Source organism: Cronobacter malonaticus LMG 23826, assembly GCF_001277215.2.
In the GTDB taxonomy this organism is placed as follows: domain Bacteria; phylum Pseudomonadota; class Gammaproteobacteria; order Enterobacterales; family Enterobacteriaceae; genus Cronobacter; species Cronobacter malonaticus.
The window spans coordinates 396,915-418,385 of sequence record NZ_CP013940.1 but is presented as its reverse complement, the minus strand read 5'-3'; the positions used below and the strand labels follow the sequence as shown (position 1 = coordinate 418,385).

24 protein-coding genes and 1 pseudogene are annotated in these 21,471 nt (G+C 57.7%); 14 read left to right on the top strand and 11 right to left on the bottom strand.

Features of this window, described 5'->3' with window-relative positions; translation table 11 throughout:
* Window positions 1-58: 58 nt before the first annotated feature.
* From msrA to paeA, 3 genes and pseudogenes are all read left to right on the top strand, one after another.
* A complete protein-coding gene (msrA, locus tag AFK66_RS01975) occupies window positions 59-697 on the top strand; it encodes a peptide-methionine (S)-S-oxide reductase MsrA (protein ID WP_004387565.1) in 639 nt (212 codons plus the stop codon).
* A gap of 105 nt (window positions 698-802) precedes the next feature.
* Window positions 803-2,217 (top strand): annotated as a pseudogene (locus AFK66_RS23135) (CBM96 family carbohydrate-binding protein).
* Between the two features lie 198 nt (window positions 2,218-2,415).
* Entirely contained in the window at window positions 2,416-3,747 is a 1,332-nt protein-coding gene (gene paeA / locus AFK66_RS01965; protein ID WP_023897943.1) for a polyamine export protein PaeA, read from the top strand.
* 63 nt (window positions 3,748-3,810) lie between these two features.
* Here paeA and AFK66_RS01960 read toward each other — a convergent pair whose 3' ends face one another.
* Window positions 3,811-4,017 carry a DUF1107 domain-containing protein gene (locus tag AFK66_RS01960; RefSeq protein WP_004387562.1) on the bottom strand — a complete coding sequence of 69 codons (207 nt, stop codon included), beginning with the start codon at window positions 4,015-4,017 and terminating at the stop codon, window positions 3,811-3,813.
* Window positions 4,018-4,344: 327 nt separating this feature from the next.
* Here AFK66_RS01960 and AFK66_RS01955 point away from each other — a divergent pair, with 327 nt between their 5' ends.
* Window positions 4,345-4,902, top strand: coding sequence for a YtfJ family protein (locus AFK66_RS01955; protein ID WP_007778321.1), 558 nt, complete (start codon window positions 4,345-4,347; stop codon window positions 4,900-4,902).
* Here AFK66_RS01955 and cysQ read toward each other — a convergent pair.
* Entirely contained in the window at window positions 4,892-5,635 is a 744-nt protein-coding gene (gene cysQ / locus AFK66_RS01950) for a 3'(2'),5'-bisphosphate nucleotidase CysQ (protein ID WP_023897942.1), read from the bottom strand. The genes AFK66_RS01955 and cysQ overlap by 11 nt on opposite strands.
* Before the next feature lie 221 nt (window positions 5,636-5,856).
* On the opposite strand from cysQ, the gene AFK66_RS01945 reads away from it, so the two are divergent.
* On the top strand, window positions 5,857-7,800 hold the full coding sequence (locus AFK66_RS01945) for a bifunctional 2',3'-cyclic-nucleotide 2'-phosphodiesterase/3'-nucleotidase (protein WP_007778326.1): 1,944 nt from the start codon (window positions 5,857-5,859) through the stop codon (window positions 7,798-7,800).
* Between the two features lie 116 nt (window positions 7,801-7,916).
* Here AFK66_RS01945 and AFK66_RS01940 read toward each other — a convergent pair whose 3' ends face one another.
* Window positions 7,917-8,297, bottom strand: coding sequence for a winged helix-turn-helix transcriptional regulator (locus AFK66_RS01940; RefSeq protein ID WP_007778329.1), 381 nt, complete (start codon window positions 8,295-8,297; stop codon window positions 7,917-7,919).
* An 88-nt stretch (window positions 8,298-8,385) separates the two neighbouring features.
* Between AFK66_RS01940 and AFK66_RS01935 the strand changes: the two genes are divergently transcribed.
* The 5 genes from AFK66_RS01935 (at window position 8,386) to AFK66_RS01915 (ending at window position 12,294) form a co-directional block, all read left to right on the top strand.
* Entirely contained in the window at window positions 8,386-9,240 is an 855-nt protein-coding gene (locus tag AFK66_RS01935) for an SDR family oxidoreductase (protein ID WP_007778331.1), read from the top strand.
* A 97-nt stretch (window positions 9,241-9,337) separates the two neighbouring features.
* Window positions 9,338-9,709, top strand: a complete 372-nt coding sequence (locus tag AFK66_RS01930) for a lysozyme inhibitor LprI family protein (protein WP_004385319.1) — start codon at window positions 9,338-9,340, stop codon at window positions 9,707-9,709.
* 85 nt (window positions 9,710-9,794) lie between these two features.
* The gene (locus AFK66_RS01925) at window positions 9,795-10,616 is read left to right on the top strand and encodes an AraC family transcriptional regulator (protein ID WP_023897940.1); all 822 of its coding nucleotides are present in this window, start codon (window positions 9,795-9,797) and stop codon (window positions 10,614-10,616) included.
* Window positions 10,617-10,664: 48 nt separating this feature from the next.
* Window positions 10,665-11,246 (top strand): DUF1349 domain-containing protein, encoded by a 582-nt coding sequence (locus AFK66_RS01920; protein WP_007778338.1) that lies wholly within the window; start codon window positions 10,665-10,667, stop codon window positions 11,244-11,246.
* A 79-nt stretch (window positions 11,247-11,325) separates the two neighbouring features.
* Window positions 11,326-12,294 (top strand): DMT family transporter, encoded by a 969-nt coding sequence (locus AFK66_RS01915; protein ID WP_032986528.1) that lies wholly within the window; start codon window positions 11,326-11,328, stop codon window positions 12,292-12,294.
* A gap of 30 nt (window positions 12,295-12,324) precedes the next feature.
* Here AFK66_RS01915 and AFK66_RS01910 read toward each other — a convergent pair whose 3' ends face one another.
* Window positions 12,325-13,998 (bottom strand): methyl-accepting chemotaxis protein, encoded by a 1,674-nt coding sequence (locus tag AFK66_RS01910; protein ID WP_023897938.1) that lies wholly within the window; start codon window positions 13,996-13,998, stop codon window positions 12,325-12,327.
* A gap of 242 nt (window positions 13,999-14,240) precedes the next feature.
* Between AFK66_RS01910 and ytfE the strand changes: the two genes are divergently transcribed.
* Window positions 14,241-14,906 carry an iron-sulfur cluster repair protein YtfE gene (ytfE, locus tag AFK66_RS01905; RefSeq protein WP_007778342.1) on the top strand — a complete coding sequence of 222 codons (666 nt, stop codon included), beginning with the start codon at window positions 14,241-14,243 and terminating at the stop codon, window positions 14,904-14,906.
* A gap of 68 nt (window positions 14,907-14,974) precedes the next feature.
* Here the strand turns inward: ytfE and cycA are convergent, their stop codons facing one another.
* Complete coding sequence (gene cycA / locus AFK66_RS01900) at window positions 14,975-16,387, bottom strand: D-serine/D-alanine/glycine transporter (RefSeq protein ID WP_004385314.1); 1,413 nt, start codon at window positions 16,385-16,387, stop codon at window positions 14,975-14,977.
* 289 nt (window positions 16,388-16,676) lie between these two features.
* Window positions 16,677-17,297: a BamJ family beta-barrel-assembly machinery protein gene (gene fklB, locus AFK66_RS01895; protein WP_007702034.1), complete on the bottom strand. Its 621-nt coding sequence runs from the start codon at window positions 17,295-17,297 to the stop codon at window positions 16,677-16,679.
* A gap of 201 nt (window positions 17,298-17,498) precedes the next feature.
* Here fklB and AFK66_RS01885 point away from each other — a divergent pair, with 201 nt between their 5' ends.
* The gene (locus AFK66_RS01885; RefSeq protein WP_007778344.1) at window positions 17,499-18,077 is read left to right on the top strand and encodes an OapA family protein; all 579 of its coding nucleotides are present in this window, start codon (window positions 17,499-17,501) and stop codon (window positions 18,075-18,077) included.
* 72 nt (window positions 18,078-18,149) lie between these two features.
* On the opposite strand, the gene rplI is transcribed toward AFK66_RS01885, so the two are convergent.
* The 5 genes from rplI to yjfP all read right to left on the bottom strand — a co-directional run bounded on the left by rplI (window position 18,150) and on the right by yjfP (window position 20,488).
* On the bottom strand, window positions 18,150-18,599 hold the full coding sequence (gene rplI, locus AFK66_RS01880) for a 50S ribosomal protein L9 (RefSeq protein WP_007778346.1): 450 nt from the start codon (window positions 18,597-18,599) through the stop codon (window positions 18,150-18,152).
* Between the two features lie 41 nt (window positions 18,600-18,640).
* Window positions 18,641-18,868 (bottom strand): 30S ribosomal protein S18, encoded by a 228-nt coding sequence (rpsR, locus tag AFK66_RS01875; RefSeq protein ID WP_000135199.1) that lies wholly within the window; start codon window positions 18,866-18,868, stop codon window positions 18,641-18,643.
* Between the two features lie 4 nt (window positions 18,869-18,872).
* Window positions 18,873-19,187, bottom strand: coding sequence for a primosomal replication protein N (gene priB / locus AFK66_RS01870; RefSeq protein ID WP_004385309.1), 315 nt, complete (start codon window positions 19,185-19,187; stop codon window positions 18,873-18,875).
* Window positions 19,188-19,192: 5 nt separating this feature from the next.
* Entirely contained in the window at window positions 19,193-19,588 is a 396-nt protein-coding gene (gene rpsF / locus AFK66_RS01865; RefSeq protein ID WP_001216673.1) for a 30S ribosomal protein S6, read from the bottom strand.
* 171 nt (window positions 19,589-19,759) lie between these two features.
* Entirely contained in the window at window positions 19,760-20,488 is a 729-nt protein-coding gene (gene yjfP, locus AFK66_RS01860; protein WP_032968431.1) for an esterase, read from the bottom strand.
* Between the two features lie 202 nt (window positions 20,489-20,690).
* Here yjfP and bsmA point away from each other — a divergent pair, with 202 nt between their 5' ends.
* Window positions 20,691-20,999: a biofilm peroxide resistance protein BsmA gene (bsmA, locus tag AFK66_RS01855; RefSeq protein ID WP_007852316.1), complete on the top strand. Its 309-nt coding sequence runs from the start codon at window positions 20,691-20,693 to the stop codon at window positions 20,997-20,999.
* A 135-nt stretch (window positions 21,000-21,134) separates the two neighbouring features.
* Window positions 21,135-21,410 (top strand): YdgH/BhsA/McbA family protein, encoded by a 276-nt coding sequence (locus AFK66_RS01850; RefSeq protein ID WP_007778355.1) that lies wholly within the window; start codon window positions 21,135-21,137, stop codon window positions 21,408-21,410.
* The last annotated feature ends 61 nt before the right edge of the window (window positions 21,411-21,471 follow it).

Sequence of the window (21,471 nt, the reverse complement as noted above, 5' to 3'; positions counted from 1 at the left end):
TTCGTGACAACTGCAGGCGAGAATTTGCACGCGCAACATTTTTCAGGAGGTCGGCGCCATGAGTTTTTTTGATAAGAAACAGATGATTACAGAAGAAGAAGCACTACCGGGACGTAACACACGTATGCCGGTAGCGGCATTACATACCGTGACCGGCCACTCAATGACCAATGTGCCGGAAGGGATGGAGGTCGCGCTGTTCGCGATGGGCTGCTTCTGGGGCGTCGAACGGCTCTTCTGGGCGCTGCCGGGCGTTTACAGCACCGCGGCGGGCTATACCGGCGGCTATACGCCAAACCCGACCTACCGCGAAGTCTGCAGCGGCCAGACGGGACACGCCGAAGCGGTACGCGTGGTGTATGACCCGAAAGTCATCAGCTACGAACAGCTGTTGCAGGTGTTCTGGGAAAACCACGATCCGGCGCAGGGCATGCGTCAGGGCAATGATGTCGGGACGCAATACCGTTCGGCGATTTACCCGCTAACGCCTGAGCAAGAAGCGGCAGCGCAGGCGAGCCTCGAACGGTTCCGCGCGGCGATGGAGGCGGCAGGCGACTATCGCCACATCACCACGGAAATCGCCCCGGCAAAACCGTTCTACTACGCCGAAGACGAGCATCAGCAGTATCTGCATAAAAATCCGTACGGCTACTGCGGCATCGGCGGCATCGGGGTCTGCCTGCCGCCTGAAGCGTAACAATTTATCATTCATCGTTTTATCTGGATTTGTGATAAGTGATGAGAGGCGCTAAGCAGCGCGCCCGTGGTATGCCTCAACCGACCCTGGTTACGGAGACATACCATGAAACCCACCACGCTGTTACGCTCGTTGATCCCGGTAATTACCGGTCTTAGCGCTTTTTCCGCCTGGGCTGGCCCCCAGGCGCACGCGGTTTGCGCTTATCATCACACCGCAGGCGACGACGCCATCATGATGTACGGTATGCCGAACCATGCCATGCTGCATGACTTCTTCGGCAATACCCATACCGACGCTTATACCGACTATGTCCGGCTGCGAAATCAGCCGGAAACCACCTGCGACAACAAAGCGGACAGCTCCGCCTGGTGGGCACCCACCATGAAACTGCCCGATGGGCAGATCGTGAAGCCCGCCTACCAGAAAACCTATTACCAGAGCACCAACGTCGATAAATATCCGCTGACGCCCTTCCCGCTCGGGCTGGAACTGCTGGCGGGCGATCACCACGGTACCGGCCCGAACCGGCGTATCACGTTCCTGTGCGGAAACGGCAAGGGTTATACCAATACGGCGGGCGAAGTGTGCGGGCTGCGCGAAAAAGGCGACGCGGTGCAGTTAATATCGGCATCCAGTTCCCGAACTGCTGGGATGGCGTCAACCTCAAACCAGTACGTGGCAGGATGAACGCCACCTATACGAACGACGCGGGCGCGTGTCCGGCGGAATTTCCGGTGAAGATCCCGACGGTCAATATGAACGTCGCCTGGGTGTTGCCGCAAATCACCTCACTGGATACCGCAAAAATCGAGCTGTCGATGGACCCGCAGATGGATGGCGAAACGCGCATAGAAAAATGGGGCAGCATCTACACCGCGCACGGCGACTTTATGAACGGCTGGTCGGTGGAGTCGGCGCAGTTTATGACCGACGAGTGTATGAATAACAATATGGACTGCGGTGTGAAAGTGCCGTTCAGCTACACGCGCGCCAGCGCCGATACGTATGTCAGCAGCGCGGAGCCGGGCCGCAATTTTGGTGACGACACCGTGTTGCAGGTCCAGGATGACTGGCGCAACGGCGGGCGCACCGCTAATAAAGAGATCATGTCGCTGGTAAAATTCACCATCCCGCCGCTGCCGGAAGGTTACTCAGAGGCTGACGCGGCGCTGTTTAAATATGAGGTTCGTATCTACGGCGGCAGAAACGCCGACGGCGCCGATCAGGTGTTTTTCTATCCGACCGACACGAAGTGGGATGAGCATACGGTGACGTGGAATAACCGCCCGGGCTGTAATTACCTCTCCGATGGCATTATGTATACCGGAAAGGAACGGGACTATCGCTACGTGGATGTCGATAAAGCCGTGCGGGCCGCGCTGGCCGCAGGGAAAACCGAGATCGCCTGGTATATCGGCGGTGACCGTAAGAACAATAACTACACGTTCAACCCCGCCGGCACTAAAGAAAACCTGCTGCTGATGCTCTCGGCGTATAAGACCACGCCAGAAATCTGATACTTCGCCCCGCCGCCGCTTCTCCGCGCGGCGGGCGCTTTCTTCACCCGTTGCGCAAGCCCTCTGGCAGCCCCGCAGGGGCTTACGCTATACTACCCTTTGAATTTGCAGGCCTCCTTCTCTACAGACCTGCGTTCACCGTGTTTTCACACAATAATCAACTTCCCTTCCGAGGATCCGGCGATGGCTGGATAAGATATGTTAAACAGTATTTTACTGATACTTTGTCTCATTGGCGTCAGCTCCTTTTTCTCGCTTTCCGAGATCTCACTTGCCGCCTCCCGTAAAATCAAACTCAAGCTGCTGGCCGATGACGGCAACATCAACGCCCAACGGGTGCTGAAGATGCAGGAAAACCCCGGCACCTTCTTTACCGTGGTGCAGATTGGCCTGAACGCCGTCGCCATTCTTGGCGGTATCGTGGGTGATGCGGCGTTTTCTCCGGCGTTCTACACCCTGCTGGTGCGGTTTATTTCCCCTGAGGCCGCCGAGCAGGTGAGCTTTATCCTCTCCTTTACGCTCGTCACCAGCCTGTTCATTCTCTTTGCCGACCTGACCCCGAAACGCATCGGTATGATTGCGCCAGAAGCCGTGGCTTTGCGCATCATCAACCCGATGCGTTTCTGTCTGTTCATCTTCCGCCCACTGGTGTGGTTCTTTAACGGCATGGCGAATGTGATTTTCCGCATCTTCAAGCTGCCGATGGTGCGCAAAGATGACATCACTTCTGATGATATCTACGCGGTGGTGGAAGCCGGTGCGCTCGCGGGCGTCCTGCGCAAACAGGAGCACGAGCTTATCGAAAACGTGTTTGAGCTGGAGTCGCGCACCGTGCCGTCCTCCATGACCTCACGCGAAAACATCGTCTGGTTCGATCTGCATGAAGATGAGCAGAGCCTGAAGAACAAAGTGGCGGAGCATCCGCACTCCAAGTTCCTGGTCTGCAATCAGGATATCGACCACATCATCGGTTATGTCGATTCCAAAGACCTGCTGAACCGCGTGCTGGCCAACCAGAGCCTGGCGCTGACCAGCGGCGTACAGATCCGCAACACGCTTATCGTGCCGGATACGCTGACGCTCTCCGAGGCGCTGGAAAGCTTCAAAACGGCCGGTGAAGACTTCGCGGTTATCATGAACGAGTATGCGCTGGTGGTGGGGCTTATCACGCTGAACGACGTGATGACCACGCTGATGGGCGACCTGGTCGGTCAGGGGCTGGAAGAGCAGATCGTCGCGCGCGACGAGAACTCCTGGCTGATTGACGGCGGCACGCCGATCGACGACGTCATGCGTGTGCTGGATATTGACGAGTTCCCGCAGTCCGGCAACTACGAAACCATCGGCGGCTTTATGATGTTTATGCTGCGCAAGATCCCGAAACGCACCGACGCGGTGAAATTCTCCGGGTATAAGTTTGAAGTGGTGGATATCGATAACTACCGCATCGACCAGTTGCTGGTGACGCGCATCGACAACAAGCCGGGTGTGCTGACGCCTAAACTGCCAGACGAGCAGAACGCCGCCTGAGCCTCAAAACACTAACGGCCCCATCGGGGCCGTTTGTCTTACTGCATACATACAACGCTGTCGTTACGCCATCTCGGTCTGGAGGCGCATAACCTGACGGTTGACTTCGGACATGACGGAGTAGTGCTGTTTGTCCTTCACTTTCGGGACGAGGATTTTGCCTTTATCGAACTCGAAAGCGCCAACATCCTTGATATACAACCGTCCACGAAACAGGATCTTCACGTACTTCGCCACCTGAAGCGGGTTGTAACGTTGGAAAATTTTCATTGTTCTCTCCTGCTGAATTACGCCCTCGTGGTACCACATTTGGACCATCATGATTAAGACGCAAAATTTGTTGCCAGATGACTATAGACCAGAAGTTCGGGAGCACCCACTCTGCCTGACTTTATTTACGCTTTTATTACATTCTTTCAGAATATTCTTTTCAAAACTCGAAGGAGCGCAGGAGAATGCCACTTTTTTTCACGGGTTCTGTGCGTTCGCCCGCAAACTGGCACTCTGGTTGCGTGAAAACAGAAAATTAACAATTAAGCTAAAAAGCAATGGGCCCAAGTGGTCCGATCACCTGCAAAATTGAAGAAGGAGCCACCTATGACCCTGCGCGGAATGCTGGCGCTAAGCTGCCTGCTGCTGCCGCTGATGGCCTCGGCACACAATTTCAAAGAGAACGACCGCGTGCCGCCCATCGGCATTAACGACAAAGGCGAACTGATGCTGGATAAAGATCAGTTTAGCTACAAAAACTGGAACAGCGCGCAGTTACCTGGAAAAGTGCGAGTGCTGCAACATATTGCCGGACGCACCTCGGCGAAAGAGAAAAACGCGGGGCTGATTGAAGCCATCAAAGCCGCGAAATTTCCGCACGACCGCTACCAGACCACAACGATTGTGAACAGCGACGACGCCATTCCCGGTACCGGCATGTTTGTTCGCAACAGCATTGAGAGCAATAAACAGCAGTATCCGTGGTCGCAGTTTATCGTCGACAGCAACGGCGTGGCGCAAAAAGCCTGGCAGCTGGAGCCGGGAAGCTCGGCGATTGTGGTGCTGGATAAAGACGGGCGCGTACGGTACGCGAAAGATGGCGGCCTGACGCAGGAAGAAGTGCAGCAGGTCATGAACCTGCTGCAACAGTTACTCAGTAAATAGTGACCCGGAAGCTGGGGTTCAGGAACGATTCACGCGGCGTGTAATCGAGCGTTTTGCCCTGCCAGTCGTGAACCTGCGCCCCGGCGGCGACCGCCACGGCGTGGCCTGCCGCCGTATCCCAGATATTCGTCAGCCCGAAGCGCGGATAAAGCTGCGCCTCCCCTTCCGCCACCAGGCAGAACTTCAGCGACGAGCCCACGGACGTGGTCTGGTGTTCGCCGAGCTGTTGCAGATAATCCTGCAATTCGGCGTTATCGCCGTGGGAGCGGCTTATCACCACGCGCGGCGGACGCGCGTCGCGCACCTGGATCTGCTTGCGCACGCCGCACTCTTCTTTCCACGCCTTGCCTTCCGCCGCGCTGTACATCACATTCAGCACCGGTGCGTAGACCACGCCGAGCACCGGCTTACCGTCTTCAATCAGCGCGATATTGACGGTGAATTCGCCGTTGCGCTTGAGAAACTCTTTTGTGCCGTCGAGCGGGTCCACCAGCCAGTAGCGCTGCCAGTGCTGGCGCACGTCCCAGCCTGGCGGATCTTCTTCGGAGAGCACTGGCACCTGCGGCGTCAGCGCTTTTAGCCCGGCGACAATCACCGCGTGCGCTGCGATATCCGCCGCCGTCACCGGCGAATCATCAACCTTTTGGGTGGCTTCCAGCGGTTTGTGACCCTCGTAGACTTCCATGATGGCACTGCCGGCTTCGCGCGCCAGTTGGCAAATCTGTTCTAACATTGTCATCCACCTCTTTCTCGTTTCGCAGTCCGTCCCGGCTGCGGATTTAACACCTTGTTTTATCGATATGATTTTTATATCGCATTGCGTCTTGTTCCGCTATCTGTGAAGCGATTCCGGTTTCCCTGCCCGTTTTTCTGGCAGGATTCACATTTTTGTAAGCAACAAACGATAGATACATAAACTTTTGTGGCTTCGCTCTGAAAAAAAGGACCTGCCTGATGATTAAGTTTAGTGCAACGATGATAGCCACGCTGGTCGCCGCCAGCGTGAACGCCGCCACGGTGGACCTGCGCATTCTGGAAACCACCGACCTGCACAGCAACATGATGGACTTTGACTATTACAAAGACGCGCCCACCGAAAAATTCGGCCTGGTGCGTACCGCAAGCTTAATCAAAGCCGCACGCCAGGAGGCCGCCAACAGCGTGCTGGTGGATAACGGCGATCTCATCCAGGGCAGCCCGCTGGGCGATTACATGGCCGCGAAGGGCCTGAAAGACGGCGATGTGCATCCGGTCTACAAAGCGCTGAACATGCTGGACTACGCCGTCGGCAACCTCGGCAACCATGAATTCAATTACGGCCTCGATTACCTGCATAAAGCGCTCGCTGGCGCGAAATTCCCTTACGTCAACGCGAACATCATCGATGCCAAAACCCAAAAGCCGCTTTTTACGCCGTACCTGATTAAAGAAACCGAAGTAAAAGATAAAGACGGCAAGCCGCATACGCTGAAAATCGGCTACATCGGGTTTGTGCCGCCGCAGATCATGACGTGGGATAAGGCGAACCTCAGCGGCAAAGTCACGGTCAACGATATCACCGAAACCGCCCGTAAATATGTGCCGCAAATGCGCGCGGAAGGCGCCGATCTGGTGGTCGTGGTCGCGCACTCCGGGCTTTCCGCCGAGCCATACAAAACGATGGCGGAAAACTCGGTGTACTACTTGAGCCAGGTGCCGGGCGTGGATGCCATTCTCTTCGGCCATGCGCACGCGGTCTTCCCCGGTAAAGATTTCGCCGCCATCAAAGGCGCGGATATCGCCAAAGGTACGCTAAACGGCGTGCCGGCGGTGATGCCGGGCATGTGGGGCGATCATCTGGGGATCGTCGATCTGGTGCTGAATAACGACAGCGGCAAATGGCAAGTGACGCACAGCAAAGCCGAAGCGCGCCCGATCTACGACACCCAGGCGAAGAAATCGCTCGCCGCTGAAGATCCGGCGCTGGTGAAGATGCTGAAAGCGGATCACGACGCCACGCGCGAATTTGTCAGCCAGCCGGTCGGGAAATCCGCCGATCCGATGTACAGCTATCTGGCGCTGGTGCAGGACGATCCGACCGTGCAGGTGGTGAATAACGCCCAGAAAGCTTACGTGGAACACTTTATCCAGGGCGATCCGGACCTGGCGCAGTTGCCGGTGCTCTCCGCCGCCGCGCCGTTTAAAGTAGGCGGCCGTAAAAACGATCCGGCAAGCTTTGTGGAAGTGGAAAAAGGCCAGCTGACGCTGCGCAACGCCTCCGATCTCTATCTCTACCCGAATACGCTGGTGGTGGTGAAGGCGACCGGCGCGGAAGTAAAAGCGTGGCTGGAGTGCTCCGCCGGACAGTTTAACCAGATTGATGTCAACAGCACGAAGCCGCAGTCGCTGCTGAACTGGGACGGTTTTCGCACCTATAACTTCGACGTTATCGACGGCGTAAATTACCAGATAGACGTGACGCAGCCCGCCCGCTATGACGGTGAATGTCAGACGATCAACCCGAAAGCGGAGCGCATCAAAAACCTGACGTTTAAGGGCAAGCCCATCGATCCGAACGCGACGTTCCTGGTCGCCACCAATAACTATCGCGCTTATGGCGGGAAGTTTGCCGGCACCGGCGACAGCCATATCGCGTTCGCCTCGCCGGATGAGAACCGCGCGGTGCTGGCGGCGTGGATTGGTGCCGAAACCAAACGCGCGGGGGAAATTCACCCGGCGGCGGATAACAACTGGCGTCTCGCGCCGATTGCGGGCAACCACAAGCTGGATATCCGCTTTGAAACCTCGCCTTCCGACAAAGCGGCGGTGTTTATCAAAGAGAAAGCGCAATATCCGATGACCAGCGTTGGCAAAGATGATATCGGTTTTGCGGTGTATCAATTGGATCTGTCGAAGTAAGGGTCATCAGTGCCAGGTGTGGTGGTAGCCGCACCCGGCACCCAGACAAACCATCCCCCCCGTAGGCCGGGTAAGGCGCAGCCGCACCCGGCACTTAGCCGCATCAAAGGCCGCCCCTACGCCGCCCGCTCTCCACGGTTCGCCATCACCTGCGGCAGATTGACTTCAATCCAGTCGGCCAGCGCAGCCACCTTTTCGCTCACCTCCACGCCGAGCGGCGTCAGGCTGTATTCCACATGCGGCGGCACCACCGGATACGAGACGCGATCGACAAAACCATCCTGCTCCAGCGCCTGTAACGACTGCGCCAGCATCTTCTCGCTCACGCCGCCCATTTTCCGGCGCAAATCGCTGAAGCGGTGCGTGCCGTCGCGCAGCGCCACCAGGATCAGCACGCCCCAGCGGCTGGTCACATGTTTCAGCACATCGCGTGACGGGCATTCCTCGGCGAACAGATTGCCGTCGCGTAACTGCTCACTCAGGGTAGGAAGGGTCATTTCATACTTACCTTTTTGTACGTACTTACTAAAAGTTAGTTTGAGTGATAGTGTGCCACAACACCCAACCGATACAAAGGAAAAGACCATGATTGCGATTACCGGCGCTACCGGCCAGCTTGGCCAGCGCGTGATTGATACTCTGCTGAACACCGTCGCGGCACAGGAAATTGTCGCGATTGTCCGTAATCCGGCGAAAGCCGCGGCGCTCAGTGCCAGAGGCGTCCAGGTCCGCGCGGCTGATTATAATGACGCGGCGGCGCTCACCGCGGCATTCGCGGGCGTGGAGAAACTGCTGCTCATCTCTTCAAGCGAAGTGGGCCAGCGCGCGCCGCAGCACCGCAACGTTATCGACGCCGCGAAAACCGCAGGCGTGAAACTCATTGCTTACACCAGCCTGCTGCATGCCGACCGCTCGCCGCTGGGGCTTGCCGACGAACATGTCGCTACTGAAAAGATGCTCGCGGATGCCGGTGTTCCTTACGTCCTGCTGCGTAACGGCTGGTACACCGAAAACTATCTGGCGAGCGTGCCGCCGGCGCTTGAGCACGGCGTGTTTATCGGCAGCGCCGGCGACGGGAAAATCGCCTCCGCCAGCCGTCAGGATTACGCCGAAGCCGCTGCGAAAGTGCTGACACTCGATAACCAGGCCGGGCGCGTTTATGAGCTGGCGGGCGACCACGCCTGGACGCTTCGCGATCTGACCGCGCTGTTAAGTAAAGAAACCGGTAAAACGGTCGCGTATCAGAATTTGAGCGAGGCGGATTTCGCCGCGGCGCTCACGGGCGCGGGTCTGCCGGAAGGCTTTGCTAAGCTGCTGGCGGATTCCGATGTCGGTGCCTCCAAAGGGGGCCTGTTTGATGACAGCCGCCAGCTCAGCGCGCTCATTGGCCGCCCGACTACCTCGCTTGAAGCGAGCCTGCGCGAGAGTCTGAAACCGTAATATTAAATCTGGCAGGCTGCTTTCCCTGTGCCTGCCGGATACAATGCGAGCGCCTGCCACAGGCGCTCAAAACAATAAACCGAAAACAGGGATCCTCATGAAAGCACACCTTCTCGCACTTCCGCTGCTGCTGTGCAGCGCCGCCGCGTGGTCCATGAGCTGTGACAATCCGCGCAGCCCGTATGACACCACTTACTGCGCCGCGCTGGAAATGGTTCAGGGCGACCGCGACCTCAACCAGCAATATAAAAACACCATGTCAGTGCTCTCGCCTGCGCAGAAACAGGTCGTGAAAAACGCGCAGATCTCCTGGCTGAAAGTGCGCGATCACGAGTGCGCGGAAGGCTCCACGCTGCTGCTCGGCTGCGCGAATGAAAAAATGGCCGCCCGCATTGCGCTGCTGAAAAGCATCGAGCGCGAGTGCCGCAACGCCGGGTGCAACGACGCCGACCTCTCCCGCATCGAATAACCGTCAGGTTAATTAATTGTTAATTACGGTGGCGAAGGCCACCGTTGTTCTTATAATGGGGGCTTACCCTTCGTGGAGAGCTCCTGTGCACGGCGTACCCGATCAGTTCACCGACGAACGCGACAGCGCCCGCTTCCGGCAACTGCCTGCGCTGCCGGGCGTGGAGCTTTATCACGCCCATATCGCGCATTACGCTTTTGAGCCACACACCCACGAGGCCTTTGGCATCGGCGCGATTGAACTTGGCGCCGAACGCTTTCGCTATCGCGGCGCGCAACACGTGGCGGCGGTCAATTCGCTCGTCACCATGAACCCCGATGAACTGCACACCGGCGAAGCGGCGACCCAGCAGGGCTGGCGCTACCGGATGATCTATCTGGAGCCAGAAACGCTGGCGCAGCTCACTGGCGAGCGCCACTGGTGGTTTGGCGAGGTGGAGCGTCACGACCCGCTACGCGCCCGCCAGACCGGCCAGCTTATCGCCGCACTCTGGTCCGCGCCGGATACGCTCGCGCAGCAGGGGTTGCTGCTTGAGCTTATCGACACCTTCCGCCCGTACGCGCGCCACGCGCCGCAGGCTGCCGAAGGCGCGCACCGCTTCGACCGGGTGCGCGATTTTCTCTACGAAAATTACATGCTGCCGCTGACGCTCGATGAGATTGCCGCCGAAGCGGCGTTAAGCCCTTATCATTTCCAGCGCCAGTTTAAAGCCCGCTATGACGTGACGCCGCACCAGATGCTGATGGCGGTGCGGCTGTGGCGCGCCAAACAGTTTCTCGCCGCTGGCCTGCCCGCCGCCGAAGTCGCCGCTGCCGTGGGCCTTTCCGATCAACCGCACCTCACCCGCGCGTTTACCCGCCGCTACGGCATTACGCCCGCCCGCTACCAGAAACAGGTGGCTCGCTAGATCTTCAGCCCGGCTATAATTCAGACACCTTTGCAAGGGAGAAGACCGATGGAAAATCTGGCGGACTGGCGCTGGCTGAATGAACCCGCACGCTGGCGGCGCGAAAGTGACGCGCTGCATGTCACCACCGATGCGCAAACCGATTTCTGGCAAACCACCTGGTATGGCTTTCAGCGCCATTCCGGGCACGTTTTCGGTACGGATATCGCCGGTGAGTTTACGTTCCAGGTGCGCGTCGAGGGCGATTTCACCACGCTGTATGACCAGGCGGGGCTGTTCCTGATGGCGGACGAACAACGCTGGCTGAAAGCGGGTATTGAGTATAACGACGCGCAGCCGATGATAGGCAGCGTGCTGACGCTTGAGCGCTCCGACTGGGCGACCGGCATTTTCCCCGCCGCGCAGAATCACTTCTGGCTGCGCCTGACGCGCCAGAACCAGAGCCTGCGCCTGCAATACTCCACCGACGGCGACACCTGGCCGCTGCTGCGCCTGTGCCCATTTCCGCAAGTGGAGCGCTATTTCCTCGGCGCGATGTGCTGTTCGCCGTCGCGCGCCGGGCTTGAGATAGTTTTCTCCGATTTTCGCCTCGGGCCGCCCAACGGCAAAGATCTGCACGATCTGAGCTGATGCGCAGCAAGCTGGTACAAGACGCCCTCTTTCGCCCGCCGCTACACTCATGCGCTAAACAGCGACGTGGGTGGTGATGATGTTAACGGGTGTGTTGTATGCCCTGCTGGCGGGGTTAATGTGGGGGCTGATTTTCGTCGGCCCCTTACTGGTGCCGGAATACCCGGCGGTATTGCAGTCGATGGGGCGCTATCTGGCGCTGGGTCTGCTGGCGCTGCCGCTGGCGTGGGCCGGGCGCGGGCGGTTAAAACAGCTTACCGCGCGCGACTGGCTGACCGCGCTGGCGCTGACCATGATGGGCAATCTTATCTATTACGTGTGCCTTGCGAGCGCCATTCAGCGCACCGGCGCGCCGGTCTCCACGATGATCATCGGCACGCTGCCGGTGGTCATTCCGGTCTTCGCCAATCTGCTCTATAGCCGTCGCGACGGCAGGCTGCCCTGGCGGCGGTTGTGCCCGGCGCTGGCGGCGATTTTCTGCGGGCTGGTCTGCGTTAATTTCGCCGAGCTGCGTCACGGTCTGCCGGGCTTTACGCCGGGCCGCTACGCAAGCGGCATTGCGCTCGCGAGCGTGTCGGTGATTTGCTGGGCGTGGTATGCGCTGCGTAACGCCCGCTGGCTGCGGGAAAACCCCGATAAACACCCGATGATGTGGGCGACCGCGCAAGGGCTGGTGACGCTGCCGGTTTCGCTGGTGGGTTATATCGCCGCGTGCCTGTGGCTTTCGGCCAATAATAGCGGCTTCGCGCTGCCCTTCGGCCCGCGCCCTGGCGTGTTTATCGGCCTGATGATCGCCATTGCGCTCTGCTGTTCGTGGATTGGCGCGCTGTGCTGGAATATTGCAAGCCAGCGCCTGCCGACCGTGATCCTCGGTCCGCTTATCGTTTTTGAAACACTGGCCGGGCTGCTCTATACCTTTTTGCTGCGCCAGAGCCTGCCGCCACTGCTGACCCTGACCGGCATCGCGCTGCTGGCCGCAGGCGTGGTGATGGCGGTGCGGGTGAAAATCGTGCCGGTCGCGGAGCGCGTGACGCAGGAGGCGCCATAAAAAAGGCCCGTCGGTGACGGGCCTTCAGGCTTAGAACGTTTCCCAGTTGTCGCTGCCGCCTGCTGGCGCGGCTTTGAGGCTCGCCACCGGCGCTGGCGCGCTGAAGGTTGATGCCTGCGGCGCAACGCTCGCCGCGCGCGCCTGGGCGCGGTTGAGTTTGAACACCGCGACCGCTTCGTTAAGCTTGCCCGCCTGATCTTCAAGAGCTGCTGCTGCGGCGGCGGACTCTTCTACCAGCGCGGCGTTCTGCTGCGTCACTTTATCCATCTCGGAGACCGCCAGACCCACCTGATCGATACCGCGGCTCTGCTCATCTGACGCCGAGGCGATTTCACCCATGATATCGGTTACGCGCGTCACCGCGCCGACCACTTCTTTCATGGTTTCACCCGCTTCGCGCACCAGCTGCGAGCCCGCGTCGACGCGGTTGCCGGAGTTTTCGATAAGCGCTTTGATCTCTTTCGCGGCCTGGGCGCTGCGGCTTGCCAGCGTGCGCACTTCGCCCGCCACCACCGCAAAACCACGGCCCTGCTCGCCCGCGCGCGCCGCTTCCACCGCCGCGTTAAGCGCGAGGATGTTGGTCTGGAACGCGATGCCGTCGATGACGTTGGTAATCTGCGCGATCTGGTTAGAGCTGGCGGCGATTTCGTCCATAGTGCGGACGACGCCATCCACCACTTCCCCGCCTTTCAGCGCGGTTTCCGATGCGGTACGCGCCAGTTGCGTCGCCTGACGGGCGTTATCGGCATTCTGTTTCACGGTCGCGGTCAGCTGTTCCATGCTGGCGGCGGTCTCTTCCAGCGACGCGGCCTGCTGCTCGGTGCGTGAAGAGAGATCGTTGCTGCCCGCGGAGATTTCGCTGGCACCGGTGAAGATGGTGTCGGTGCTGTCGCGCACGGTGCTGACCGTACGAGCCAGCGCCTGCTGCATTTCGTGGACGTTACGCGCCAGCAGCGCCATTTCGTTATGGCCTTGCGCATCGATAGGCTGCGTCAGATCGCCTGCGGCAATCGCGCGGATATGACCCATGACATCGTGCAGCGGCAGCAGCAGCACACGGCGCATCGCCACCCAGCTGATAATAATGACGGCCAGCACCATCACCATAATCGCCGACAGGATCCACAGAATGCGCTCGTAGTCGCTTTCGTTGTCTTTCACGCCTTTGCTGGCAAGCTTCGCCTGCTCGGCGCGCCATTCGCGATAGACCGCCTGCATGGCGTTCTGCTTCTGCTCGGCATTCTGCTTGAACATGCCTTCCAGATTGCCTTCGGCCAGGAATTTATTCATTTGCGCAAGCGTCGAGGAGTAGATGCGGTACTGCTCTTCCAGACGATCGACCAGACGCTCGTCCATGCCCGGCGTTTCCGGCAGCCCATAGTATTTGTCGTAATGGCTCTGCGCTTCTGCCAGCAGTTTGTTAGCCGTATCAACCAGTTGATTGAGCTGGCCGCCGTTGATTTGGTTCGCCATGTTGCCCTGCAGACGCAGCATGCCGCGGTTCAGCGTAACGCGCGTCTGGTTGAGGCTTATCCAGGCGTCGGTAAATTCCGCCACGTTCTGGCTGGAGATTTGCGAGACGTTAAAGTTGTCTTTGTCGTTATTGAGCGCAGAGATAAAAACGCCTGCCGCAATAAGCTGCATCGCGCCCAGAACGATCAATACGGTAATTAAAAGGGTTATGACTTTTATACGTTTAAACATGAAAGACCTTTTGGCAGGTGTAATCCAGGGTGTATCTATCGGCAGGTCATTCAGGTTGTTTAATCAGCAAAGCGGCGCAGAGCGCGGTTTCCAGTTATTTCCTGATAGCGATCAGCCAGTTAGCTGGCAAAATATTTTTGTGACACACCTCACACTTTAATCCCCCTCCCCGAAAGGGTTATAGCCTCGCCTTAAAGATGCATTTAATATGCATCTTAATAAATCCTGAGTGAGGTACTGCTATGGCCTTCCGTGACCAACCCCTTGGCGAACTGGCGTTAACCATCCCGCGCGCCTCTGCGCTGTTCCGTAAATACGACCTGGATTTCTGCTGCGGCGGCAAACAGACGCTGCTGCGCGCGGCGACCCGCCAGGCGCTCGATCTGGAAATGATTGAAAACGAACTGGCGGCATTGGCTGAAACGCCGCTGGAGAAGGACTGGCAAGCCGCGCCGCTTGCTGAAATCATCGATCACATCATCGTGCGCTACCACGACCGCCACCGCGAACAATTGCCGGAGCTGATTTTGCAGGCCACCAAAGTGGAGCGCGTTCACGCCGATAAACCGGGCGTGCCGAAGGGGCTGGCGAAGTATCTGAGCCTGCTGCATGAAGAGCTGACGAGCCATATGATGAAAGAGGAGCGTGTGCTGTTCCCGATGATTAAACAGGGCATGGGCAGCCAGGCGGCGGGACCGGTTAGCGTAATGGAGAGCGAGCACGACGAGGCGGGAGAGCTGCTGGAGGTGATTAAGCACACCACGAATAACGTGACGCCGCCGCCGGAGGCCTGCACGACATGGCGCGCGCTATATAACGGCATCAATGAGCTGATTGACGATCTGATGAATCACATCAGCCTTGAGAACAATACACTTTTCCCGCGTGCCCTCGCAGGCGAAAAATAAAAGGCGCCCTGTCGAGCGCCTCAGTAACTTGACCTTTTGGGCCCGATACGTGGGCCCTTTTTTATGGCTTAGCGGCGGAAGTTCGCCAGACGTTTCTTGCCGATAAACAACCAGCACACGCCCAGCACCACAAACCACAGCGGCGTCACCATCAGCGCCTGGCGGGTGTCGTCTTCCAGCGTCAGCAGCGCGATGACAAACACGAAGAACGCCATGCAGACCCAGCACATCAGCTTACCGAGCGGCATTTTGTAGATCGATTTTTCATGCAGTTGCGGGCGCTGCTTACGGTACACCAGATAAGAGCACAGGATGATGGTCCAGACGAACATAAACAGGATCGCCGACACGGTGGTGATCATCGTAAACGCGGTGATGACGTTCGGGTTGATATAGAGCATCACCACACCGCCCAGCAGGCAGATGCAGGAGAAGGTCAGCCCTTTCGCCGGTACGGCGCGTTTAGAGAGTTTGGCGAACGCTTTCGGCGCCACGCCGTCCTGCGCCAGACCGTAGAGCATACGGCTGGTGGAGAAGACGCCGCTGTTGGCCGAAGAGGCCGCAGAAGTCAGTACCACGAAGTTAATCAGGCTCGCCGCCGCCGGCAGCCCCACCAGCACAAACAGCTCCACGAACGGGCTCTTTGTCGGCACCACTGAACTCCACGGCGTCACGGACATAATAATAATCAGCGCGAAGACGTAGAACATAATGATACGAACCGGAATCGAGTTAATCGCGCGCGGCAGTGATTTCTCCGGATCTTTGGTTTCGGCGGCGGTGGTGCCCACCAGCTCAATCCCCACAAACGCGAAAACCGCAATCTGGAAGCCCGCGAAGAACCCGCTCAGCCCTTTCGGGAACCAGCCGCCCTCATTCCACAGGTGCGTAAAGGACGCTTCAACGCCGGTCGGCGATTTAAAGTGCATCAGCACCATCACCAGCCCGACCACGATAAGCCCGACGATGGCGACGATTTTGATCATCGCGAACCAGAACTCCATCTCACCAAACATTTTCACCGTGGCGAGGTTAAGGGAGAGCAGCAGCACGACGACTGCCAGCGACGCGACCCAGTCCGAAAGCCCGGGGAACCAGAATTGCGCATAGGCGGTAATGGCCACCACGTCCGCCATGCCGGTGACGACCCAACAGAACCAGTACGTCCAGCCGGTAAAATACCCCGCCCAGGGGCCGAGTAAATCGGCGGCGAAATCGCTGAACGATTTATATTCGAGATTAGAAAGCAGCAGCTCGCCCATCGCCCGCATGACGAAAAAGAGCATAAAGCCGATGATCATATAGACGAAAATAATCGACGGGCCGGCGAGGCTAATGGTTTTGCCGGAACCCATAAATAACCCGGTGCCGATAGCGCCGCCGATAGCGATTAGCTGGATATGACGATTGGTTAGATTGCGCCGTAGCGACTGCTCAGCCGGCGCCTCAGCAGCATCAGCCACTTTGATCTGTTCTGACATGTTCGTTTCCTGTACCTGTCTGTGTTGTGGAGGCTCTGCTGGCCTCTATTTACGTGTTGAAATGACGATGTCCATGGCGAAAACATCATCGATATTAGGTAAGAATCGGAGGGTTGAATACTAAGATTTAAATATAATGTTAATTTTATGTTTAAAATGGGTGGCAAATCACTTTCACTTCGCGAAATGCATCACAAAAATACCCGCAATCCGCTTATTATCAAAATAAAATCGCGCTATTTCGCTTACGGGAAAACAATTCCCCGCCACAGCGGGGAAATGAAAAGTCTTACAGGATTTCCAGCAGTTCGACTTCAAAGACCAGCGTGCTGAACGGCGGAATAGACGCGCCCGCGCCGCGCTCGCCGTAGGCCAGGTTGTGCGGAATGGTCAGTTCCCATTTGGAGCCGACCGGCATCAGGGTCAGCGCTTCGATCCAGCCTGCGATCACGCCGCTCACCGGGAATTCCGCCGGTTCGCCGCGTGCGACGGAGCTGTCAAACACGGTGCCGTCGATAAGCTTGCCGGTGTAGTGCACGCGTACGCGATCTTTACGGGACGGGATCGGGCCATCACCCTGGGTCAGCACGCGGAATTGCAGGCCGGATTCGGTGCTGTTCACCCCTTCGCGCTCGCGGTTTTCATCCAGATATTTCTGGCCTTCTACCGCCATCTCCTGCTGGCGCTCACGGCGCACGGCGTCGGCGCGCTCGTGGATTTCACGCAGCGCGCGGTGCACTACGTCAACAGGAACGGCTGGCTGGTTGCCTTCCAGCGCGTCACGCAGCCCCGCCACCAGCGCTTCCGGCAGCAGACCCTGTAAGCCCGACTCGCGCAGTTGCTGTCCGACCTGTAAGCCAATGCCGTAGCTTGCCTGCGCTTCGATGGTGTCAAAAGAAGGGGTTGTCATGGGGTTATCCTTTCTCAATGGGAAAATTAGCGGGCAGCATAACAGCAGCGCCACGTCGGGTAAAATAATCCTCCGGCAAGGTGATAAGGTCAGGGATGTCAGCGCGCTCACGAATGCGCGCTTTACTACCGGCATCAACCAGTTAGAACGCTATAATGGTACACTGGCGCGGCGAAGCGTTTGAGTGAATGAGGAGAAGACATGCCTGGACGAATTAAACCGCTGCTGGCGCAGGTATGGCACGCCCCGGACCGCATCCGGCTGATGGACCCGCTACCGCCTGCGCACCGACGCGGCATTATTCTTTGCGCGGTCGTCATCGCGCTGTGCTTTTTATGGCCTTCTTCCAACGAGCCGGAAGCGCCGCAGCGCCGCGACGCGCAGCTCGACTTCAACCGTACGCCAGAAGCCCCCGTACAGCCGCAGGCGGTAGCGCCTGTGGAAACGCCGGAGGCGAACGTCCAGCAACCTGCGTCCAGCGCGCCGGTGCAGCCGTTCCAGAATAATGATATCGAGCAGCAGTGGCGCACTTATCGCGTCGAATCCGGCAAAACGCTGGCGCAGCTGTTCCGCGATCACGGACTACCGCCTGAAGATGTGTACGCGATGGCGAAAGTGGAAGGCGACGGCAAGCCGCTCAGTAATCTCCAGCAGGGGCAGATGGTGCAGGTTCGTCAGAACGCCAGCGGCGTGGTGACGGCACTGACCATTGATACCGGCGATAACCAGCAGGTGTTGTTTACCCGCCAGCCGGACGGCAGTTTCCTACGCGTGCGCTGAGACTTTTCAGCGCGTCAGAAAAGCAAAACGCCGGCACAAGGCCGGCGTCTTTACGTGTAGTTGAGTAAAAACTTACTCAGCAACCACGTTGACAGTCAGTTTAGCGAATACTTCGCTGTGAACCTGGAAGTCCACTTCGTGTTCGCCAGTGGTACGCAGAACGCCGTTCGGCAGACGAACTTCGCTCTTAGCCACTTCAACGCCAGCTGCAGTTACAGCGTCAGCGATGTCGCGAGTACCGATGGAACCGAACAGTTTACCTTCGTCGCCCGCTTTGGACGCGATGGTAACAGAGCCCAGCGCATTGATTTTCTCTGCGCGAGCTTCAGCAGCGGCCAGAACGTCAGCCAGTTTGGCTTCCAGTTCAGCGCGACGTGCTTCGAAGAACTCAACGTTTTTCTTGGTAGCCGGCACAGCTTTGCCCTGCGGAACCAAGAAGTTACGAGCGTAGCCCGCTTTAACGTTTACCTGGTCGCCCAGGCTGCCCAGGTTTGCTACTTTATCAAGCAGAATAACTTGCATTACCTTATCCTCTCAAAGTCGTATTAATGGACCGTGACCGATTACTGATGACGATCAGTGTACGGCAGCAGGGACAGGTAGCGAGCGCGTTTGATAGCGCGAGCCAGCTGACGCTGGTATTTTGCACGGGTACCGGTGATACGGCTCGGGACAATCTTACCGCTTTCGGTGATGTAGTTTTTCAGCGTAGCGATATCTTTATAGTCGATCTCTTGAACGCCTTCCGCGGTGAAACGGCAGAACTTGCGACGACGGAAATAACGTGCCATTTGGCTAGTCTCCAGAATCTATCAATTCAATCTGCTCGGCATGCAACACCATTTTGCTCAGTCCGTTCTTTGCCTTGTGGCAACTGATGAACCCCTGAACGGTGATTTGCGTGCCGACCGTTATACTGTGAGTAACGGCCTGGTTCTCGTGCCCGCTGATTATTACAGGCATCTGGCACCACGCCTGCCGGTGGAAACCGGCCTCCTCCTGCACAGAACGATGCTCAAGCACGAACTGGCAATGAGGAATTCCTGATGGGCTGACCTTACGAAGGGGTGCCCTGCACACGGTGCCGGACAACACCAGACGGTTGGCCATCAGAATTACTCTTCAGAATCCCCAGCTTCAGCATCATCAGCGGTTTCGTTAGCGAAATCATCGCGACGCTCACGGCGCTCGTCTTTCGCTTTAACCATCGGAGAGGCTTCAGTTACGGCGTGTTTGGTGCGCATAACCATGCTGCGGATAACGGCATCGTTGAAGCGGAAGGTAGTTTCCAGCTCATCGATAACTTCCTGCGGCGCTTCAACGTTCATCAGAACGTAGTGTGCTTTGTGCAGTTTGTTGATCGGGTAAGCCAGCTGACGGCGGCCCCAGTCTTCCAGACGGTGGATCTTGCCTTCTGCACCAGTGATGGCAGCAGAGTAGCGCTCGATCATGCCCGGAACCTGTTCGCTCTGGTCAGGATGGACCATAAAAACGATTTCGTAATGACGCATCGAATTGCTCCTTACGGATTATTCAGCCTCCTGTCTGGGTCAGCCGCGGCCCGGGGAGGCAAGGAACGTGATTAAAGGGCGGCTGAAAAATTGACGCGTCATTCTAATGGCGGACCATGACAAACACAAGGCCGCTGGTAAAAAAAGCCGCAATCCCGGTTTGCGCAGCTTTCAAAGAGAGCGGCGGAAAAATGCGACCGTCGCGTCCAGCGCCTCGGGCGTAATGCGGTGCTTCACGCCCGGCTGCCACTGGCAGGTGAGATTGTTATCAAGCGCCCGTTCGCGCAGCGCGTCGGCTAAACGCAGGCTCTGCGCCGCCGGCACGACGTCATCCTCTTCGCCATGCCATAAAAACAGCGGGCGATCCGAAAGAAATGACAGGCGCACGCTTGCGTCCCAGGGTGCCAGCGCGGCTCTCACCGCGTCAGCCTCGGCGGCCTGCGGCGGAAAAAGCGTCTGTGAGAGCGAGCTAAACCAGCCGGAGCCCATCAGGCTCGCGACGCATTTTACTTCCGGATGCTGTGCCATTATGCCAAGTGCGGTCATGCCGCCCATCGACGCGCCGCCCACGGCGAGCCTGCCGTCTGCCACCAGCCCTTCGCTGAGAATCGCCTCGCGCAGCGCCGGGTATTCCGTCAGCGTCTCGTGAAGAATTTGCCAGAACTGCGTCATCCGCCGTTGCGCATCGCCGCTAAAACGCGCGCCATGGTCAGGCGCATCCGGCATGATCACGCGAAACCCGGCCTGCGCCAGCGCGACGGCGAAATAGCTGTAGACCGTTTTTGATGAGGTAAAGCCGTGATAAAACAGCACCGTTGGCAGTGCGTTATCGCAGCTTCCCGCAGGCACCGCGTGCAGCGCCTCAATCCCTGCAAAACGCCGGGTCGAAATTTCGATCATACTTATCTCCTGCAAAACGTCTTTAGGCACAAACGGCATGATGCCAAAAACCCGCGCAACGCATGGATTTTTATCGTGTTGCGAGCCAGATTACGCTTTTACGATTTTTCAGGGCCAAAAGCGCGTCTTCGTCGGCAGAACCGGGATATAGCGAGCGCCTATTCCCTTACACTTACTACAATTAATCCCTGAGGTAACGAGAATGCATATGCGACGGCTCATCCCTTTATTGATGGTGGCGACACTGACCGCCTGTAGCGCCCTTGAAGGCACGCCGCAGCCTGCGCCGCCGGTGGCGGATCATCCGCAGGAGATCCAGCGCTATCAGACGCAGGGTCTGGTCAAAATGGGCACCGTCACGACGCTACAGTATGGGTCACCGGATGACGCGCTGCGCGATATCGCCGCACAGGCAGGCGCCGCAGGCGCAGATTACTATCAGGTCATCTCCAATGATGACTCTCTGCTGCCTGGCCGCTGGCACGCCCGGGCGATTCTGTACCGAAAGTAAGCGTAAGCCGTCGTTTTATTTAGCGAAATTTACACTGCCTTTGCGTGCATTGATCGTACCTGCTGCACAATAACTTTCGGACTGCGCCCGGAACCGGCGCGCTGCATCTATCGAAAAGGTGTAAGGGAGCTGACAATGAAACGATCGCTGGCTTTAACGTCGCTGTTGTTATCGGCGGGTCTGATTTCCACTTCTGCGCAGTCTGCCGAAGAAGTGAATGCTGACAGAGTGACGGGCTTAAATGAAATTGGCGTCATTTCGGTAAACGATATTTCCGGCACGCCGCAGGAGATTGAAAAAGTCATCGCCTATAAAGCGGACGAACAGGGCGCGGCGTATTATCGAATTATTCAGATGCATGAAAATCAGCGGCCTGATAACTGGCACGTACAGGCAATTATCTATAGTTGAACGTTCTTTAGCTAAATTCTGGCTTTTATTTAGCCTTGCCATGATCCAAATCAAAATAGAT

Bases quoted from the DNA above. Each gene is read 5' to 3' on its own strand.
- yjfP (WP_032968431.1), bottom strand. From the start codon at position 20,488: ATGATCGAAATTTCGACCCGGCGTTTTGCAGGGATTGAGGCGCTGCAC.
- AFK66_RS01930 (WP_004385319.1), top strand. From the start codon at position 9,338: ATGAAAGCACACCTTCTCGCACTTCCGCTGCTGCTGTGCAGCGCCGCC.
- bsmA (WP_007852316.1), top strand. From the start codon at position 20,691: ATGCATATGCGACGGCTCATCCCTTTATTGATGGTGGCGACACTGACC.
- AFK66_RS01940 (WP_007778329.1), bottom strand. From the start codon at position 8,297: ATGACCCTTCCTACCCTGAGTGAGCAGTTACGCGACGGCAATCTGTTC.
- cysQ (WP_023897942.1), bottom strand. From the start codon at position 5,635: ATGTTAGAACAGATTTGCCAACTGGCGCGCGAAGCCGGCAGTGCCATC.
- AFK66_RS01935 (WP_007778331.1), top strand. From the start codon at position 8,386: ATGATTGCGATTACCGGCGCTACCGGCCAGCTTGGCCAGCGCGTGATT.
- AFK66_RS01850 (WP_007778355.1), top strand. From the start codon at position 21,135: ATGAAACGATCGCTGGCTTTAACGTCGCTGTTGTTATCGGCGGGTCTG.
- rpsR (WP_000135199.1), bottom strand. From the start codon at position 18,868: ATGGCACGTTATTTCCGTCGTCGCAAGTTCTGCCGTTTCACCGCGGAA.
- AFK66_RS01955 (WP_007778321.1), top strand. From the start codon at position 4,345: ATGACCCTGCGCGGAATGCTGGCGCTAAGCTGCCTGCTGCTGCCGCTG.
- ytfE (WP_007778342.1), top strand. From the start codon at position 14,241: ATGGCCTTCCGTGACCAACCCCTTGGCGAACTGGCGTTAACCATCCCG.
- priB (WP_004385309.1), bottom strand. From the start codon at position 19,187: ATGGCCAACCGTCTGGTGTTGTCCGGCACCGTGTGCAGGGCACCCCTT.
- AFK66_RS01885 (WP_007778344.1), top strand. From the start codon at position 17,499: ATGCCTGGACGAATTAAACCGCTGCTGGCGCAGGTATGGCACGCCCCG.
- AFK66_RS01910 (WP_023897938.1), bottom strand. From the start codon at position 13,998: ATGTTTAAACGTATAAAAGTCATAACCCTTTTAATTACCGTATTGATC.
- msrA (WP_004387565.1), top strand. From the start codon at position 59: ATGAGTTTTTTTGATAAGAAACAGATGATTACAGAAGAAGAAGCACTA.
- AFK66_RS01915 (WP_032986528.1), top strand. From the start codon at position 11,326: ATGTTAACGGGTGTGTTGTATGCCCTGCTGGCGGGGTTAATGTGGGGG.
- AFK66_RS01920 (WP_007778338.1), top strand. From the start codon at position 10,665: ATGGAAAATCTGGCGGACTGGCGCTGGCTGAATGAACCCGCACGCTGG.
- rplI (WP_007778346.1), bottom strand. From the start codon at position 18,599: ATGCAAGTTATTCTGCTTGATAAAGTAGCAAACCTGGGCAGCCTGGGC.
- fklB (WP_007702034.1), bottom strand. From the start codon at position 17,297: ATGACAACCCCTTCTTTTGACACCATCGAAGCGCAGGCAAGCTACGGC.
- rpsF (WP_001216673.1), bottom strand. From the start codon at position 19,588: ATGCGTCATTACGAAATCGTTTTTATGGTCCATCCTGACCAGAGCGAA.
- paeA (WP_023897943.1), top strand. From the start codon at position 2,416: ATGTTAAACAGTATTTTACTGATACTTTGTCTCATTGGCGTCAGCTCC.
- AFK66_RS01945 (WP_007778326.1), top strand. From the start codon at position 5,857: ATGATTAAGTTTAGTGCAACGATGATAGCCACGCTGGTCGCCGCCAGC.
- AFK66_RS01960 (WP_004387562.1), bottom strand. From the start codon at position 4,017: ATGAAAATTTTCCAACGTTACAACCCGCTTCAGGTGGCGAAGTACGTG.
- cycA (WP_004385314.1), bottom strand. From the start codon at position 16,387: ATGTCAGAACAGATCAAAGTGGCTGATGCTGCTGAGGCGCCGGCTGAG.